This is a genomic window from Catenovulum adriaticum (assembly GCF_026725475.1).
GTDB classification, from domain to species: Bacteria; Pseudomonadota; Gammaproteobacteria; order Enterobacterales; family Alteromonadaceae; genus Catenovulum; species Catenovulum adriaticum.
In genome coordinates, this window is record NZ_CP109965.1 from 1,644,801 (window position 1) to 1,663,288 (window position 18,488).

Annotated in this window: 16 protein-coding genes; 7 read left to right on the top strand and 9 right to left on the bottom strand. The window is 37.8% G+C overall.

The genetic code is table 11. The annotated features are described in order from the left end of the window. Positions 1–39 precede the first annotated feature (39 nt). The 5 genes from OLW01_RS07315 to OLW01_RS07335 all read left to right on the top strand — a co-directional run bounded on the left by OLW01_RS07315 (position 40) and on the right by OLW01_RS07335 (position 5,443). The gene (locus OLW01_RS07315; RefSeq protein WP_268073116.1) at positions 40–2,271 is read left to right on the top strand and encodes a bifunctional diguanylate cyclase/phosphodiesterase; all 2,232 of its coding nucleotides are present in this window, start codon (positions 40–42) and stop codon (positions 2,269–2,271) included. A gap of 111 nt (positions 2,272–2,382) precedes the next feature. Beyond that, on the top strand, positions 2,383–3,612 hold the full coding sequence (locus tag OLW01_RS07320) for an aminotransferase class V-fold PLP-dependent enzyme (protein WP_268073117.1): 1,230 nt from the start codon (positions 2,383–2,385) through the stop codon (positions 3,610–3,612). 27 nt (positions 3,613–3,639) lie between these two features. Further along, the gene (locus OLW01_RS07325) at positions 3,640–4,053 is read left to right on the top strand and encodes a SufE family protein (protein WP_268073118.1); all 414 of its coding nucleotides are present in this window, start codon (positions 3,640–3,642) and stop codon (positions 4,051–4,053) included. Between the two features lie 55 nt (positions 4,054–4,108). Further along, positions 4,109–4,978 (top strand): fructosamine kinase family protein, encoded by an 870-nt coding sequence (locus OLW01_RS07330; RefSeq protein WP_268073119.1) that lies wholly within the window; start codon positions 4,109–4,111, stop codon positions 4,976–4,978. A gap of 276 nt (positions 4,979–5,254) precedes the next feature. Further along, positions 5,255–5,443, top strand: coding sequence for a CPXCG motif-containing cysteine-rich protein (locus tag OLW01_RS07335; RefSeq protein WP_268073120.1), 189 nt, complete (start codon positions 5,255–5,257; stop codon positions 5,441–5,443). Positions 5,444–5,550: 107 nt separating this feature from the next. Here OLW01_RS07335 and radA read toward each other — a convergent pair whose 3' ends face one another. Continuing rightward, complete coding sequence (gene radA / locus OLW01_RS07340) at positions 5,551–6,912, bottom strand: DNA repair protein RadA (protein WP_268073121.1); 1,362 nt, start codon at positions 6,910–6,912, stop codon at positions 5,551–5,553. A 143-nt stretch (positions 6,913–7,055) separates the two neighbouring features. On the opposite strand from radA, the gene OLW01_RS07345 reads away from it, so the two are divergent. After that, on the top strand, positions 7,056–9,554 hold the full coding sequence (locus tag OLW01_RS07345) for a PilZ domain-containing protein (protein WP_268073122.1): 2,499 nt from the start codon (positions 7,056–7,058) through the stop codon (positions 9,552–9,554). A gap of 141 nt (positions 9,555–9,695) precedes the next feature. Here OLW01_RS07345 and serB read toward each other — a convergent pair whose 3' ends face one another. Beyond that, positions 9,696–10,736: a phosphoserine phosphatase SerB gene (gene serB / locus OLW01_RS07350; protein WP_268073123.1), complete on the bottom strand. Its 1,041-nt coding sequence runs from the start codon at positions 10,734–10,736 to the stop codon at positions 9,696–9,698. Between the two features lie 165 nt (positions 10,737–10,901). On the opposite strand from serB, the gene OLW01_RS07355 reads away from it, so the two are divergent. Then, positions 10,902–11,474 carry an AhpA/YtjB family protein gene (locus OLW01_RS07355; RefSeq protein WP_268073124.1) on the top strand — a complete coding sequence of 191 codons (573 nt, stop codon included), beginning with the start codon at positions 10,902–10,904 and terminating at the stop codon, positions 11,472–11,474. Here OLW01_RS07355 and tsaA read toward each other — a convergent pair. From tsaA to pilW, 7 genes are all read right to left on the bottom strand, one after another. Beyond that, a complete protein-coding gene (gene tsaA, locus OLW01_RS07360) occupies positions 11,471–12,184 on the bottom strand; it encodes a tRNA (N6-threonylcarbamoyladenosine(37)-N6)-methyltransferase TrmO (RefSeq protein ID WP_268073125.1) in 714 nt (237 codons plus the stop codon). The genes OLW01_RS07355 and tsaA overlap by 4 nt on opposite strands. Positions 12,185–12,193: 9 nt before the next feature. Continuing rightward, entirely contained in the window at positions 12,194–13,402 is a 1,209-nt protein-coding gene (bamB, locus tag OLW01_RS07365) for an outer membrane protein assembly factor BamB (RefSeq protein WP_268073126.1), read from the bottom strand. Then, the gene (locus OLW01_RS07370) at positions 13,402–14,034 is read right to left on the bottom strand and encodes a YfgM family protein (protein WP_268073128.1); all 633 of its coding nucleotides are present in this window, start codon (positions 14,032–14,034) and stop codon (positions 13,402–13,404) included. The genes bamB and OLW01_RS07370 overlap by 1 nt, the downstream gene beginning before the upstream one ends. Positions 14,035–14,044: 10 nt before the next feature. Then, positions 14,045–15,319, bottom strand: a complete 1,275-nt coding sequence (gene hisS, locus OLW01_RS07375) for a histidine--tRNA ligase (RefSeq protein ID WP_268073130.1) — start codon at positions 15,317–15,319, stop codon at positions 14,045–14,047. Positions 15,320–15,459: 140 nt separating this feature from the next. Continuing rightward, positions 15,460–16,581 carry a flavodoxin-dependent (E)-4-hydroxy-3-methylbut-2-enyl-diphosphate synthase gene (gene ispG / locus OLW01_RS07380; protein WP_268073132.1) on the bottom strand — a complete coding sequence of 374 codons (1,122 nt, stop codon included), beginning with the start codon at positions 16,579–16,581 and terminating at the stop codon, positions 15,460–15,462. A gap of 2 nt (positions 16,582–16,583) precedes the next feature. Then, on the bottom strand, positions 16,584–17,687 hold the full coding sequence (locus OLW01_RS07385) for a RodZ domain-containing protein (RefSeq protein ID WP_268073134.1): 1,104 nt from the start codon (positions 17,685–17,687) through the stop codon (positions 16,584–16,586). Continuing rightward, complete coding sequence (gene pilW, locus OLW01_RS07390) at positions 17,684–18,487, bottom strand: type IV pilus biogenesis/stability protein PilW (RefSeq protein WP_268073136.1); 804 nt, start codon at positions 18,485–18,487, stop codon at positions 17,684–17,686. The genes OLW01_RS07385 and pilW overlap by 4 nt, the downstream gene beginning before the upstream one ends. Position 18,488 lies beyond the last annotated feature (1 nt).

Sequence of the window (18,488 nt, forward strand, 5' to 3'; positions counted from 1 at the left end):
CCCCCGTTGTTAAAGTCTAAATTTTAATAAGATCGATTAATGCAGTTATTTTTACACTTAAAACATGCGCTATTTATACTCTTACTAGGAATTGGGATTACCTATGTAAGTGTCAATATCGTTAAAAAACATGAAACTCAAGAAGTTAAGAATACGTTAAGTGTCGAAGTTAACAAATTAACTGAACAAATTGATTCCGCTTTAAACGAACAAATGTTTTTATATAACTGGATGGCTAAGCAATGGCTAACTTTTGGCCAGCCCGACGCTTATTTATGGCATCAACAAGCCAAACTCATTATTGATAACCACAATTATTTACAGGCCGTTGTATGGGTTGATAAACACAAGACTATTCGTTGGATTGAGCCACTTATTACCAACCAACCCGCATTTAATTTAGACTTAGCCAAAATTCCCTTTATTAATGATGTACTTGAGCAAGCTGCACGAACAGGCGAGATAGCCGCAGTAAGCAATTGGAAGTTAGTGCAAGGTATTGATGGTTTATTAATATATGCGCCTATTGGTGCCGGCGAAGATATACAAGGTTATATTTCAGGTGTAATTAAGCAAAAAGAATTTTTAAATTCAATTGCTCAAACAACGACCCTGTCGGGTTATCAATTTAGTGTTTTAGCCAATGATAGAGAAATTTATCACTCTCATAATCAAACGTCTTCTGGCGATGAAATTGCAATTACTCGAGACATAAAAGTCTTTAACCACAATTGGCAAATTAAGTTATGGCCCACAAGTAAACAACTTGGCATAATCTCAAGCGCGTATTCAACTTATACCGCGTGGATTGGTTTATTATTGTCTATTATTTTCGCATTTGTATGCCAATTACTCATATCCGCGCGCAGCTACAGTCGATTTTTAAATAAAATAAATCAGGATTTAGAATACCAAATATCAGAACGAGAAAAGGTTGAGCAAGATTTAATTAAAACCGCCAATTATGACGAATTGACCGGCTTAGCTAACAGAGCGGCGTTTGACAAACATATTAAAAATAAACTAACGAATAAAAAACCAAGACAAGTCGCTGTTATGTTGGTTGATTTAGACAGGTTTAAAGACGTAAATGATGTTTTGGGGCATGCATCGGGCGATCGCTTGTTAACTAAAATTTGTACAAATATAAAAGCAGAACTCAACGAAACTCATTATTTAGCTCGCGTTGGTGGAGACGAGTTTGGAATTTATATCGATGACGTACCTTCCTTAGTCATGCTTGAACGTACCGCAATGCAAATATTAAAAGCCTTAGACACGCGCTTTGAGTTAGATGATTATGAATTTAGTACTTCCGCTAGTATTGGTTATACATACGCCGATAGTCAAAACCATAACCTGACCGACCTCATTAGAAACGCAGACAGTGCCTTAAATAAAGCTAAAGATAACGGTAAAAACTGTATCTATCGTTACAATAATCAGTTACATCAGAGCATTTTAAATCGCGTTGAATTAGCTAGATTACTGAGACAAGCGTTAGATAACAAAACATTTGAACTTCACTATCAACCAAAATTTGATAGCGAAAGTGTTAGCTGTATTGGGTTTGAAGCTTTATTAAGATGGCGTCATCCAGAAACAAACGAGTTCGTACGTCCCGATATTTTTATTCCGATAGCAGAAGAAACCGGATTGATTATTCCATTAGGTAAATGGATATTAGAACAAGCTTGTGCCCAATTAAAACAATGGCACGATATGGGGTATCCGGAACTATCAATGGCGATTAATTTATCAGGAAGACAAATTCAAGCAAGCAGCCTTTATCAAGATATTTATCAAGCATATACCCGCTATGAGCTACCGAGTAGTGCAATTGAAATAGAATTAACAGAGCAAGTATTTATTGAAAACATCATTCAACATGAAAACTTTATGCGAAAGCTTACCAATAGCGGGGTTTCATTATCTATTGATGACTTTGGTGTCGGCTATTCATCGCTTTCGTATTTAAAAAATTTCCCAGTCGATACATTAAAAATTGACCGCTCATTCATTCAAGAGCTACCCCAAAATTATAATGATGTTTGCATCGTTAAAGCGATTATTGGTTTGGCAAATAGCATAGATTTAAAAGTGATTGCAGAGGGTGTTGAGAATAAAGAGCAATTAACCTTTTTAAACCAGCAAGGATGTAAATATATTCAAGGCTACTATTTTTCTAAGCCTCTAACGAGCGAGCAAATAACACAAAAATTAACAGCCGAAGATGATTGGTTTATTAAAAAGCAAGATTTTGTTTTTTAAAAGGCTTTGCTATCATAGCTATATAATGTGCGCTGTAAAATAAACGTAATTTATTGCGCTTAAGTTAGTTTGCACCTGTCTTTAAACTGCCTTTGGGCTGGATATGTCTTAATGAAAACCCCTGATTATATTGTTCATTTTCGCGAAAATTTTCCTTTTTTTGATGAAGTAGATAAAACGCGCCCCATTAATCAGGCTTACCTAGATAACGCGGCGACTACTCATATATGCCAAAGCGCTTTATCTGCGATCAATCATTATTATCAATATCAGCATGCCAATGTGCATAGGTCGTCGCATCAATTAGCGTTAGGTACGAGTCATCAATTTGAAAACATTCGAAAACAATGTGCTCAGTGGCTCAATGCGAACAGTGAAAAAGAAATTATTTGGACAAAAGGCGCAACCGAAGCGGCCAATTTAATTGCACATTGTCTTGCGCAAAGTCACCTAAAAGCGGGCGACGAAATCATCATTTCACTCACCGAACATCATGCTAACTTTGTTACTTGGCAGCAAATTGCCAAACAGCATGGACTTATTTTAAAAATTGCTAAACTAGATGCAAATTTACAAATAAATTTTGATGTACTGGATGAGCTTGTTAACGAAAAAACAAAAGTTGTTGCGCTTTGTCACGTTGCTAATGCGACGGGCGTGACGCAACCGATAGAGCCGATACTTAAAAAATTAAAAAAAGCCGATATTTTTACTATTATTGATGGTTCGCAAGCGGTAAACCATATAAACATTAACTTGCAAGCGCTTAATTGTGATTGTTACTTTTTTTCAGCTCATAAAATGTTTGCGGGCACAGGTTTGGGCGTGTGTTACGTAAAGGAAAGTTGGCTTGAACAACTGCATCCCTATCAATTTGGCGGAGAAATGGTTAAACGTGTCAAACAAGACACCACTGAATTTAATCAATTGCCCTATAAATTTGAAGCTGGCACGCCTAACATTGCTGGTGTATTCGCCTTTGGTCAAACGTTAAGTTTTATTCAAAATGAAATGACCGACGATATTCGCGCGTATGAAACCCAACTGCTTGATTACTTACTCTCTCAGTTACAGCAACGCCACAACATTAAAATATTAGCAACTCAACATTTACAGGGCGCAGTTAGTTTTATTATCACTGACTGGCACAGCGCAGATGCAGCTGAAATTTTAAGCCAGTTGGGTGTTGCACTAAGAGCTGGTAGCCACTGTGCAATGCCATTAATGGATAGTATATCGCCCAAAGGTAGCTTAAGAGTTTCAATCGCCGCTTATACATTAGTGGAAGAAATTGACTACTTTTTAGCTTGCCTAGATCAATTATCTGACTTTATTGAATAACTAAACAACAAACAGACAAGCGACACAATGAATAACACCGTTGAAATTCCGCCTGAGCAATTAATTGAACAAATCAAAAAGCTTGGGCCTTGGCAAGAAAAATACCGCTACTTAATGAAACTAGGTAGCCAACTAAATAAAACTTCTGCGACAGAAAAATCAGAAAAAAATTTAGTTCAAGGTTGTGAAAGTCAAGTTTGGTTATCAACCGGCCAATTAAACCAAGTTTATTATTTTGATGCCTGCAGTGACTCTCGGATTGTCAGTGGCCTTATCGTGCTATTATTGGCCGCTTTAAATCACAAAACCGCTAGTCAAATACTGAATTTTGATATAACCGGCTACTTTAGCGAGTTAGGTTTAAGTCAACAATTAAGTCAATCTCGTAATAATGGGCTAATGCATATCTATGAACATATTAAAAAAGCAGCGCAGCCATAGAAAATTAGCCTATTGCTTGCTAAGCTCAAATTAGCAAACACAAAGGACTTTACCCATGTGGCATCAAATTGAATTAGCAATTAGCGAACACAGCCAACAAGCTTTTCGAATTGAACAAAAACAAATGCTAAGTGGCGGCGACATTAGCCAAGCATATTATATTAGCCAAGGTTCACGAAAATATTTTGTTAAAGTGAATGAGGCTGCTTTTATTGAAAATTTTAACTGTGAAGCCGCCTCACTCAATAGCATTACCCACACACAAACAATCCATGTACCAAAAGTCATTGAAGCTGGTGATTCGAAAGCTCATGCTTACCTAATTTTAGATTATATACCCTTTAACGCGTCCCCCGCTGATGATAGCTGGCACCAGGCGGGTATTGAACTTGCTAACATGCATCAAGTCAGTTTGCAGCCTATGTTTGGCTATGATGACAATAACTTTATTGGCCACACGCCACAATATAACCGCTGGAATAACAATTGGGCCAACTTTTTTGCAGAGCAGCGCATTGGCTATCAACTTGAATTATTAGCTGAGAAAAACATTAAAATTGGTGATATTGACGACATTGTCGCTTTAATTCACAATTTACTCAGGCCAAGAAAAGTCCAAGCCAGTTTGCTGCATGGCGATTTATGGCGCGGGAATATTGGTTTTGATACCAAACAAGCATATATTTTTGATCCGGCTTGTTATTATGGTGATTATGAAGCCGATTTAGCCATGACAGAATTGTTCGGAAGCTACCCTAAAGCTTTTTATAGCGGATACCATAGCATTACTCCGCAAGAACCCGGTTATCATAAAAGACAGCTAATTTATAATTTTTATCATATATTAAATCATGCGAACCTATTTTCAGGCCCATATGTTGCGCAAGCTAAACAAGTATTAACCCAATTAACTTGTCAAAATTAAATGTAAATCACACTCTACATATATATCCGTTTTAAACTGGATATAATCAGCAATGATCCTCTCTAATTAACAAGAGCTAGGCTATATTTAGTTAAAGGTTGATTAAATAACGAAAGCGAAACCTAGTTTGTTATGTTCGTGAGGTATTGGATGTACTAAGTCTATCCATTGCGTCGTTGCGCTTTTTAAGCAAGATGCAAATACCTTCCCTAAGTGAACACTTAATATTGTTAATTCAAATGAAATTTACTGCTGGTTAAAGTTAAGGAGTTTAGAATGCATTTAATCGATAAATCAACTGAATGCCCACATTGTGGCCACCATATTCATATCACTTTAGATGATTCAAATGGTGATCAAGATTATTACGAAGATTGTCCTGCATGCTGTAATAGCATTCATATAAGCTTTCATTTAGACGAACGTGATAATCATGTCGATGTTATTTTAGAGGCTGATGATTAACTTATTTTTAAATATATAATCAATAAAATCAGTGGTGTGTTAAAAAGGTTATGCTAAGCATAACCTTTTAATTTTTAACTCATTTAATTCATATTTGGTTAAATGAGTTAAATAACTTCTACAGCTTCAACTAACTGGCTAACACCGATAATTTCGACACCGTCGATGCCACCTTTAGGCACATTTTGTTTTGGAATAATAGCACGCTTAAACCCATGTTTAGCGGCTTCTTTTAAACGCTCAACCCCGTTTGGAACAGGTCTTATTTCACCTGATAAACCTACTTCACCAAACACCACTAAATCTTGTGCCAATATTAAATTTTTAAAACTGGACACTAACGCTAATAGTAGAGCTAAATCGGCTGCGGTTTCTGATACTTTAACCCCCCCAACCACGTTCACAAAAACATCTTGATCGCCTAATTGTAAACCCGCATGACGGTGTAAAACGGCCAGTAATAAAGCGAGTCGGTTTTGCTCTAAACCAACCGCAACGCGCCTTGGATTGCCTAATGCTGAATCGTCTGCCAGAGCTTGAAGCTCAACCATTAAAGGGCGAGTTCCTTCCCAAACAACCATCACTAAACTACCGGAAGATGGTACCTCGGCTCGAGATAAAAAAATGGCAGAGGGGTTTGATACTTCTTTCATGCCTTTTTCAGTCATTGCAAAAACGCCCAGCTCATTAACAGCGCCAAAACGGTTTTTGTGACTCCGTAAAGTACGGTAACGACTATCTGATGAGCCATCTAATAAAATAGAACAATCAATACAATGTTCTAATACTTTAGGGCCTGCTAAGCTCCCGTCCTTAGTGACATGCCCAACCATAAAAATAGCAACATTATTTTGTTTAGCGTAGCGTGTTAAAAATGCAGCGGATTCCCTAACTTGAGAAACACTGCCGGGCGCAGATTGCACATCTGGCATATGCATAACCTGAATTGAATCAATTACAATAACGCTAGGTGAGATGGTATTAGCTAGCTGGCAAATGGTTTCAACGTTTGTTTCAGACAATAATTTTAATTGATCTTTTGGTAGCCCTAAACGATCAGCTCGCATTGCAACCTGTTGTAATGACTCTTCACCGGTAATATATAACACTGTCATATTTTGTGCTAAAAAACACATGGTTTGCAATAACACTGTGCTTTTACCAGCACCAGGAGAGCCACCAATAAGCACGGCTGAACCAGGAACAATTCCGCCCCCCAACACACGGTCAAATTCTTTTAAGCCGCTGGTAAATCTAGGCAAGTCAGTTAATTCAATCGACTCTAAGGTTTCAATTTTACTTTCAACCTGCCCTGCATACCCTTGCAAACGTGCCGAACCGGACTGACCTTTGGCCAAACGAATTTCCGTTACACTGTTCCATGCTTTACATTCTTTGCACTGGCCCTGCCATCGAGAATAATCAGCACCGCACTCGTTGCATACCCATGCTGTTTTTGCTTTTGCCATAAAAAACCCGGATTTATTTACATAATTTCTCAGTTTACATTAAACTTAGAAAGATATTGATATATATACCTATTAATGAGCTTTTAAGCTTAACACAGATGGTTAGTGACCCAATAGACTGATTAGATAATGAATGGATAAATATGGATAATTTAGATCCAGCTTTAGCTGAGCATGCAGAGTTGATAAACTCGTTAAAGCCACTTCTCAAAAATCATGACTTTAACTCAATTTTTACCGAGCTAACGCCCGATTTAACACGACCCCAGCGTTTTTTAGTCAAAATGGAATTAACTCGGTTAAGTGCTCCCTGCACTCGACGGATTGATTTGCGTGGACATGTTAATGGCTATTGCCGAGAATATCAGCATAATGGTATTACTCATTTTATGGATAGCACAGCGATAGAACTATTTGAGCAAGGCATTCAAACCTATGGCCATTACAGTGTCGGTGTCTACGAACAAGTTCACAATGCGGAAAACAACCACAGGGTTATGCATAAGCAAGAACAGCAGCAAAGACTGCAAGATGCCAGCCCAGCTAACGCTTTACCACAACCAAATGAAGATAATCACCCGTTAACGAATACCGTTTTATTTGGCGATCGAGGGCCACGAAAAGAAGAACGAATGAATTATTCAATGCCAGTTGAAATTGAAGTTGACTTAAAAAAGTCGATTCAAGCGGTAACAACCGATTTATCCGTCAGTGGCTGTCGAATAAAAGTATTAAAACCGGTTCAGTTTGAACACGGACAAATTTTTTATTTGGAATTGACTGGGCTTGAACGAGAATTCGCGCTGGGTTTAAAAGATAAAATCCAATACCAAGTAACTCAAATTGAAGAAAAAAATGATTTTTATTACTTAAGCTGCGAGCGTCTCCGCGATCAACAAAGCACCAAAAGCTTTGATAATTTTTTACATAAATTTATTAACGGCAATAAAAGGCGCTACAAACTTAACTTAGATAACACCATAGAAGCCATTATAAACAAAGGTTATGAGCAATATTATTTGCCCCGTATTTGTTCGCTTCCTATTTATATTAATGCTAGCGAACAGGGAAAGCTCAGTGCAAAATTTGCTTTACTCACCGACAATAATATTGATCTTTGCCGACAATGGTATGATGAAAACAATCAAAACTGCTTAACTCAATTGCTTAGTCATACTAGGCTTAAAAACCTATCAGACAAACCTGGACGAGTAAAAGAGTCATTAATTTATGCGTTCACCCATATTTACAAAGGTAAAATCCACTTTTATTCAGCGACAGAAACAGAGCTTGAACAATCTTCTGAGCTCAAATCATTATTTTTTGGTTTTGCGTCTCATAAAAATAATTGGATGAGTTATAAAATACAGTTAGTTGATATAAAACCTCAGCTTTCTCAACTCGCTCAAACCTTACCCAATGACAACCAGCCAAAAACCACATCAGTCAAACTGCATAAACAAATACAAGATTTAAAATATATCGCATTTTTAACTGATTTAAATAACGAAGAAAGTAAATACTGGTATCAGCAAAATCATTATAATTTAGAAGATGTTAATCAGCTAAACCAGTTTAAACATGATAAGACCGAACGTTTTGAACCTATAAAAGAAATTCCGATTCGTTATGTTAATTTACGAAAAGAAACTCGCTTTAATTACAAAACACAAGTCAGTATTAGCTTTGCAAAAAAACAAATAGACGGAATGACACAGAATTTTTCAACCGAAGGCTTACAAGTAGAGCTAGCATCTGCGTTAGCCGTTGAAATTTCGAACAAAGTGCAAGTTAATTTCCCGACACTTGAATTAAAAGGCAAGCAACAACAATTAAAAAACTTAGAATACGAAGTCGTTGATATTAATAAAAATAAAACCCTAATAAACTTAAAAATTCATCAAGATAAATATAAAAAACATAAAGCTAAACGCTTTTTTGAATCGTTAATTAGTCACAATCGCGAAAAATTAGTAGCAAATGATGAAAGTTCATTAATACCTGACCTTGCTGAAGCATTAAGAAATATTTGTATTCAGCGTATTGTAAATACTGGCTATTTTGTTCATAAACATGGCGTTAAACATGAACTAAAAACCGTTGGTTTTTCACAACTTCCTAACCCGGTTGTGAGTTTACTTTCATACCAAGCAAACACAGATATGCTAAACCTTCATCCAATCTTGCAGCACAATTTATTTAATAGTTTAATAGTGGATATGCTAAGGCGTCTACAACGAAATGATAAACCTAAATACCGCGATATTTTTGTTCGAGTTAAATTATATGAAACAGAAATTGATAGGCGATTTACAACCATATCCTACGCAAGCTTCCGTGATAATGATGCTAAATATAACTTTATTAAGCAATCATGCCAAAATAGCACTGCCTTTTTCGCGTTAAGAATTTATTTGTCGCGAACCGGAAGACCTGATACAGATTTTATTGCTAATGAACTATTGTATATTAGCCAGTATGCAATTCACAAAGCCAAACTATTAGAAGAGGAGCTTTGGTCAGTAGAGGGCGTTGGCGATATCATTGACATCACTCAAGAAGTGATGCTTAGGTTTAACTTTTCAAAGCAAAAGTCAGAACAGCAAATTCAGCTTAAACACCAACTTGCACATCAAGAATAACGCTTAAAATAATCTGGCTAGCGTATAATTATTACCAATTAAATGTTTACCCAAGACAAGTTTATACGAATTTATATGCCTGTCTTGGGTATATTTAGCACTATACTATTTAGATAGTATAGATAGCTTATTTATAAATAGTTAAGCCTTTAACATAAAAAGTAGTGCATCTAAACCATGGTGATTAATAGCTACATCAGCTTTTTGCTGAACGATTGGTTTAGCTTCAAAGGCAACCCCTAAATCAGCAGCATCCATCATCACTAAATCATTAGCACCATCACCCATGGCAACCGTCTGGCTCTGAGCAATATCAAATTCATTAGCCAGTTCTGTCAAAGTTCGAGCTTTGACTTGAGCGTCAACAATCTCCCCTTCTACTTTGCCGGTTAATTTTCCTGACTCTATCGATAAGCTATTAGCAACTGCAGCATCTAAACCTAATTGTGTTTTCAATTGATCCGCAAAAAAAGTAAAACCACCTGATGCAATTGCCACTTTCCAATCATGTTTTTTAAGTGCTGAAATGAGTCGCTCTAAGCCATGCATTAAAGGTAAGTTGTTGGCTACAGATTGTAACACTGCTTCATCACAATCTTTTAAAGTGGCAACACGAGCGCGTAAGCTTTCAGCAAAGTCAAGTTTGCCTTGCATCGCTAATTCAGTTACTTCGGCTACTTGTTTTCCTACACCCGCTAATTTGGCTATCTCATCAATACATTCAATTTTTATCGTTGTTGAATCCATATCCATTAATAGTAAACCGGGTTCTGATAAGTTTGGGCGCTGTAATAATTGCCAAACTTCAATCTTTTGCTGTTCTGCCCATACTTTAATTTGCGCTAATAATGAAGTTTCTAATGGTTTAGCTAATTGCCAACTGATTGCACAGTCGTCGCCACCATCTATCGCATTAATCAATCGAGCGGAAATAAATTCAACTTGGTTTGCCTGGCATAATTGAATTATATGCTGACATTGTGCCAAAGTGATCGCTTTAGCATAAATAACTAATTCAGGAGAATGAACCAAACTCGCTTGCGTTAAACGATAATTTAGTGGGTTTAACGGCTCTAGTTCTATGGTTTGATTACCAAGTGCTGAAATAGGTTGAGAAAATAATTGAGCAATAGGCTGATCAGCTTGTATCGCTTGTGCATTTAACTGTACGAATGGGTTCACGTAATTCTCTTGCTGATAATTTTTTCGATATTGTACTTAAAAAAATAAACTTTTACACCAGCAATCTGCTGTCCGTCTGGTTTATCTTTCATAAATGGATTTTGCGTTATCCGCTACTATCCTTTAATATTCTGGCAGTTATACTTTGGAACTAAACGTCACTTAATGAATTTAATAAAAAGCCTGTACCGAAACGACAAACGCTGGATCGTCCGAAAAATAGTTCAAGCCTGCTTAGGCAGCTTAATTGTGTTCGTTATTGTTGGGCTGTGGTTAGATCAAAACCGCTATTTTGAAGTGTCGTATAAAAATGATAACTATAAAACAGCTAAAGCATTCAGTGAATTATTAAGCCAACGTTTTACCGAATTGGATGGATTTGAGCAAGCAACTCAAGTACTTAATCAGATTGTTTTATCTGAGCGTGTGATTGATGCTGCTTTATACGATAACCAAGGCATTGCAATTGCCCGTTCCAATAATAGTTTATCCGTTGCTGATGCTAGTGGCCTAAATGCATATGGCTCAGTAGGCATAATTCCAACGGTAACTGAAATACGCGATGACAATAACCAGCCTTTAGGTTATTTGAGAATTAGCTTTCATAGCCAAGCATTTCAAACCGCACAAAATGACATATTACAAAAACAAAGTTCAAATGGTAGGTTAATGCTTTTTCTAGCCGCTTTAGCAGGTTTACTATTTAGTCGGGCATTTTACCGGCAAGCAAATGATTAAGATAAATGTATATCGCTCACATAGCATGTATTATTGCTGACCGTCCAACGCACATTCCATTTAAATAAACGCACGCCATAAATTCGATCGGATTGGGATTGCTGGTGATAAGCTGGTCTAGGATCTTGCAACAACACCTGCTCAACCACCTTTTGAAAACTCGGTTCTATGTGATGTATATCAGCCAACAAATCAGTTAAAACGGGTGAAAAAGTAACCCCAGATAAATGCTTAGGAGGCTCAGCTGAAAGCTCACTGCTGGCATCTCTTAAACAATCGGCATAAGGCACATAAGGTTTAACATCAAGGATCGGAGTTTTATCCACTAAATCTAAACCCGATATAATCAATGAAGCTTGTTGCTTATTATCAATTTCAACCGATTCTAATTTAACGCAGGATAGTCCCACGGGATTAGGACGAAATGGTGAACGGGTTGCAAAGACACCTAGTTTTTTATTCCCGCCTAAACGTGGCGGACGCACACTTGGTTTCCAGCCTTGTTTCGCCGTTTGGTCAAATACAAACTGCAACCAAATATGGCTATATTGTTCAAGGCCTGAAAACAAAGCAGCTTGATTAAAAGGTGAGAAAAAAACTACTCGCCCTCTAACCTCGTCAGCCAAATTAGGCTGACGAGGTACTGAAAATTTTTCTTTAAAAGGCGAATCAACTTCGCCAATGACCGTAAATGGCCAACTTGCACTCATCTGTTGTGATTATTCAACTATGCTCAGGGCAAATAAGTTGCCATCTCGAGTTTGAACATAAAGTTTGCCATCTTCAACAATCGGCTGAGCCAGCAGTTCATTACTATTTAGCTGTCTCATGTAGCTGAGCTTACCGTCTTCTTTGTTAAAAAAGTAAAGGTAACCTTCAAAGTCCCCTACTACATAATAATCCTGATAAACAACACCTGCCGTTACCTGACGATTACGTAAAATAAGATTAGACCAATTTTCAACACCGGTACGGGTATCTACTGCGTATAAAACACTCCGTTCATCACTTAATAATAACTGTGAACCATCTAAACTGATATTTTGATAACCGGCGTAATCACGCTTCCATACAATTCGGGCACTACGCATATCAACAGCGCTTAATGACCCGCCCGCTGACAACGCAAACAAATTATAGCCAGAAATAACTGGGGTTGCGTCAACATCTACAATACGTGCTAGTTCAGTTGCACCTTGCGGTTTGGCGATAGGAACATCCCAAGCTAACTGACCTGTCGCTGCCGCATAAGTAAGTACTTTGCCGTTCGCACCACCGACAAATACGCCACCTTGCGCATACGTTGGTGATGACGCACCGCGAATGGTTAATGAAGGTACATCGGATAATGAATCCCATAAGGTAGAACCATCATCAGCGTCTAGTGCCACGGTATTACCCGATCCTAGGTTTACAATCACTTTACCTTCTTCTGCAATAGGCGGAGATAAAACCTCACCTAACACATCAGCTTGCCATAAAATTTCGCCTGAATTAACGTCCAGCGCCAATATTTGACCATTTTCACAACCGACAAATAGTTTTTCATAAGATGTTACCATCCCAGAAATACGAACATCTGGCGATAAATTGATGCCAATATAACGTAAATAGCTATCTTCTTCGGCTCTAGTATCTGTTTTCCAAACTAGCTTACCTGTGTCTTGCTCATAAGCAGCGATTAAACCAGAACGATCCGCTGCAAATATTTTTTCGTAGCCTGTTGCAGGTGTTAAACGCGAGTAATAGTCCTCTACGCCTTCACCCACCGACGCACGCCACTCAACTTTAGTCGAGAATTGATTTTGAATTTCAGGCCGATCTGCCGGTAACAAATCAGGATCTTCATCATTTGACGCACATCCTGCTAAAGCAGCTGACAACGCCAAACTAATGGCTAGTTTTTTACTCGCGTAATTCAACTTCATTATAACGAAACCGTCCCGTTATCTTGCGCTAAGTTATCAAGTTTCATTTTTAAACCTGGGTTTCCTGCTAAGCCATCGTTATCTGCTGCAGTTTGATATGCACTACGTGCACCTGATTCATCACCTTTTTCTAACAGGATATCACCTTTTAACTCAGAAAATTGGGCAGTGAAAGCTGTGGTTTCAGGCTGCTGAACAAGCGCTAATGCTTGTTCGCTATCACCTGAAGCAATTAACACTCGTGCTAAACGGTAAGTCGCTAAATCAATCAGTGCTGGATCATTACTATTATCGGCAACCCATTTCAGTTGAGTTGAAGCTTGTGTTAATTCACCAGCTTCAACGAATGATTTTGCAAGTTGTAGAGCCGCTAAACTTGCATAGCCAGAATCAGCTTCACTTTCAATAAAAGTTTGTACTTGTTCGCTGTTAGCGACTGACAAGTTTTCAGTAGCATCTTGATAAGCTAAAGACTGAGCTTCTTGCTCTGCTTTTTGGTTTGATTGGTACCAATTCCAACCGTAGATACTGGCTAAACCAACCACTACCCCACCGATAATCGCGTTACCGTATTTACTCCAAAATGATTTAATAGCTTCAACTTGTTGTTCTTCTGTAGAATAAATTTCCATGACTGTCCCCTTACAGTGCTGCTGTTATAGTTTGAGCGGCATCACTCAAATTAACGGTTGTTTGTTCTTGTTGTTTACGTAGGTGTTTTACACTGACCGTTTGGTTTGCAATTTCATCTTCTGCAAACACCAACGCTATCTCAGCACCACTTTTATCTGCTTTTTTAAATTGTTTTTTAAAATTGCCACCACCACAATTCACTTGAATTCGCACATCGGGTAACTCATCTCTTAACTGTTCAATTAATGCAGGGGCTTTAATTTCAGCCTGCTCTCCAAGCATAACCACATACACATCAACGGTACGGCGCACATCTTGGGTTAAAGACAGAGTCTCTAACATTAAAACTAAACGTTCTAGCCCCATTGCAAACCCTACTGCCGGTGTTGCTTTACCACCAAGCTGGGCTACTAATCCATCATAACGGCCGCCTGCACACACTGTGCCTTGCGCACCTAAACTATCGGTAATCCATTCAAATACCGTATAGTTGTAATAATCTAAACCACGCACTAAACGTTCGTTAATTTGGTATTGGATGCCAAATGCATCTAAACGTTCACATAAATTTGAAAAATGTTGTTTTGACTCGTCACCAAAGTAATCATTTAACCGTGGCGCATCTTTTAAAATTAATTGAACATCTGCATTTTTTGTATCTAATACACGCAATGGATTAGTTAACATTCTGCGACGGCAATCATCATCTAAAACCGTTTCGTGCTGTTTTAGAAATTCAATCAAGGCTTCTCGATAATTTGCACGCTCTTCGTTTGAACCTAATGAATTGATTTCTAATCGAACTTGGTTTTCAATACCTAATACTTTCCACATCCGCGCCGTTAACACAATCAATTCCGCATCAATGTCAGGACCATTCATCCCAAAGGTTTCAACTCCGAATTGATGAAATTGACGGTAACGTCCTTTTTGAGGTCGCTCGTGACGAAACATAGGTCCCATATACCACAAGCGTTGGATTTGATTATAAAGTAAACCGTGTTCGTTACCCGCTCTAACACAACTTGCTGTGCCTTCAGGTCTTAAGGTTAAACTATCACCATTTCGATCGTCAAAAGTGTACATTTCTTTTTCGACAATATCAGTCACTTCACCAATTGAACGTTTAAATAGCTCGGTAGCTTCTACGATTGGCATTCTGATTTCACTATAGCCATAACTATTGACTACGTTTCTAAGTGCTGATTCTACTTTTTGCCAGATTGGAGTTTGACTTGGCAAACAGTCGTTCATGCCTCGAATCGCCTGAATATTTTTTGACACGCTTTTCTTCTCGCTTAACTTCACTCAAGTTTAAAACTTTAGCGGGATTTAATAATTTAAAATAAAGGCCGAATTATAAAGTTTTTACTATAAAAGGTAAAACTATCGCTGCTCTATTCGCTTGTAGGCTAAAAGCCAATTTATTCATCTAGTTGCTGAATCGCAATTTTGTTTTTTTCTTCGCTCATGGATGCTTTAGCACGGATATGTTTTTCTAAGCGATCAACAATATTATTATTATCAATTCGCTCTTTTTGCCGTTCACCATCAACATAAAAACCACTTTTTTGAGCCGCGCCTGCAAGCCCAATATCAGACGCTAAAGCTTCACCCGGCCCATTTACAACACAGCCAATGATAGATACGTCCATCGAGGTCGTAATATCTTCAAGTCGCTGTTCTAATGCATTTACGGTTTTTATCACATCAAATTCTTGTCTTGAACAACTTGGACAAGCAATAAAATTAATGCCTCGGCTACGTATTCTAAGCGATTTTAAAATATCGAACCCAACTTTAATTTCTTCTACTGGATCGGCTGCTAGCGAAATTCGAATCGTATCACCGATACCTTCATTTAATAAAATACCCAACCCGATTGCAGATTTTACGGCACCCGTTCGAGCACCGCCGGCTTCCGTAATACCTAAATGCAAAGGATTATTAATTTGTTGTGATAACAACCGATATGCATCTACCGCTAAAAATACGTCTGATGCTTTAACACTGACTTTAAATTGATCAAAATTCAATTTATCTAAAATATCGACATGACGCATTGCGGATTCTAATAATGCTTGAGCGTTGGGCTCTTTATATTTTTCTTGAATTTCTTTTTCAAGTGAGCCGCCATTAACCCCTATTCGAATAGGAATATTTTTGTCTTTAGCGCAATCGACTACCGCTCTAATTCGATCTTCTCTACCGATATTACCAGGGTTAATACGTAAACAGTCAACGCCATACTCGGCAACTTTTAAGGCAATTCGATAATCAAAATGAATGTCAGCAACCAAAGGGATATTAGTTTGCTGTTTAATTAATTTAAACGCTTCTGCCGCTTCCATGGTCGGCACTGAAACTCTGACAATATCAGCACCAGCCTGCTCTACACGTTTAATTTGAGCAACTGTTGCTGCAACATCTGTGGTTAATGTGTTCGTCATGGTTTGCACGGCAATTGGCGCATCACCACCAACAGGTACAGAGCCGACCCAGATTTTTTTGGTTTGTTTACGTTGAATTGGCGTTTCTTTAAACATAATTATCCATTCTCTAGCGGTAATGAAAAACGAGCGACCATGCCTTTTTTGAATTGACTCATATCGACATTTTGACTTTCAAAGCGAACAGCAACATTTTCAGGCGCACCCAGCGTAACTTTAAATGGCGCAACACCGGTTACTTGCATATTGCGTCCTGCTTTTTTAACACCATATGCTATTCGCTCGCCCGTTGAATCGACAACATTAATCCAGCAGTCTTCTGTAAATTCCATACTGATTTGATTCGCTAAGGCAGAATCTAGCGTTTCGCCTTGGGCCACATCATTGGTTTGAATGTTGTTTGAATTAGACTGATTAACATCGGCTTTTGAAATAGCTGTTTCTGCGCTTTTAATGTCTAAGCTTTGTGAAGCGGTTCTAGCAGTCGTCTGCTCGTTGCTTTGACCTGAATTTGCATTTTGTGCATCAATCGATGAAACAGCTTCAGTAGTTGGATTAGTTGCTTCAGGTTTAGCGACGCTCATATCTTCAATTTGATTGCTATTCTCAACTCGAACCAAATTTGATTCTTTTGTACTTGCACTTTCTGCTGGCGTTACAACTGATTTATTCGTTTGGATGTTATTACCTGCTTGCAAAGCGTTGTTAGGCAACCCATTAGTAACAGGCGACAAACGACTTTGTGCTTCAGCATTTTGCTCAACTGACAACAGGCTGTCACCTTTAAGCCAAAAGAAGCCAGCTGCGGCTAAAATAATAAGTAACAATAAAAAAGGCGCAAATGAAAATTTATGATCTCCATTATCTAGCTTGGGTCGTTTTGAAAAACTCTTCATATCCAACTTAGGATCGGCCGGTTTAACGCCCTGCTTTTCATATAAACTAATAACCTGTTGATCATCAACACCTAACAACTTTGCATATGATCGCAAATAGCCTTTTGTAAAAGTGGCGGCGGGCATTTGATCAAAGTGATCTTGTTCTATTGTTTGAACAACAATCAATTTTAAATTTAAGCTATCGGCTACATCTTGCTCAGATAATTGACTTTGAATTCGTGCCTGACGTAGTAACTGACCTGGCGTTTGAGTTTCAATGCCAGTCTCTTTTGCTTGCTCTTGTTGCTCTAATTCACTCATCATTTTAATACAGATTCTTTATAAAATTTGGCTTGTGGGCTATTGGGAAATTTTGTCATCAATTTAGTTTGATATTGTTTTGCTTGTGACGCCATTCCTTTTTGTTGATAAAGCTGATAAGCAAGCCATAAATACACAGGGCTCTGCTTATTAAGCTGTTCTAGCATTTTGAAATACTGCCACGCTTTATCCCAATTTTGTCGATCAATTTCAATTTGAGTTAAACTGGCTATCGATTTGGTCATTTTACGATCATAACCCAAAGCAGTTATAAAATATGACTTTGCCTGCTCACGATATTCTGGTTTATCTGTGTTTAATAAACACAGTCCCAAATTTTCATACGTTTGTGCGACCCTAATATAACTATCAAGTTCAACGGCTTGTAAAAAAAGTTTTTTCGCTTTTTCAATATTGCCTTGATCACACAAAAAAGCACCATAATTATTTAACGCATCGCCATTTTGCTCGTCTAAGGCTATTACTTTTTCATAATAATATTGTGCCTTATCCAAGTTATTGACCGTTTGATAATAATAAGCAAGCGAATAATTCGCTTGCGCTAAATCAGGTGCAAATTCTAATGCTTTTTCTAAATTATATTTTGCTTGAGCTGCATTGCCTTTTTGTAAATAAGCTAACCCTAACGAAATTCGAGTTTGCGCAGCTTCAATTTGGTTAACTTGTTTATCAACCACAGGCTTATCGCTGCCAACATAGGTTTTATGTTGAACGCAACCTGTGTTAGCTAATAACAAACAAGCCGCTAAACAAATAAGCGGCTTGTGATAAAAGCGAATCATA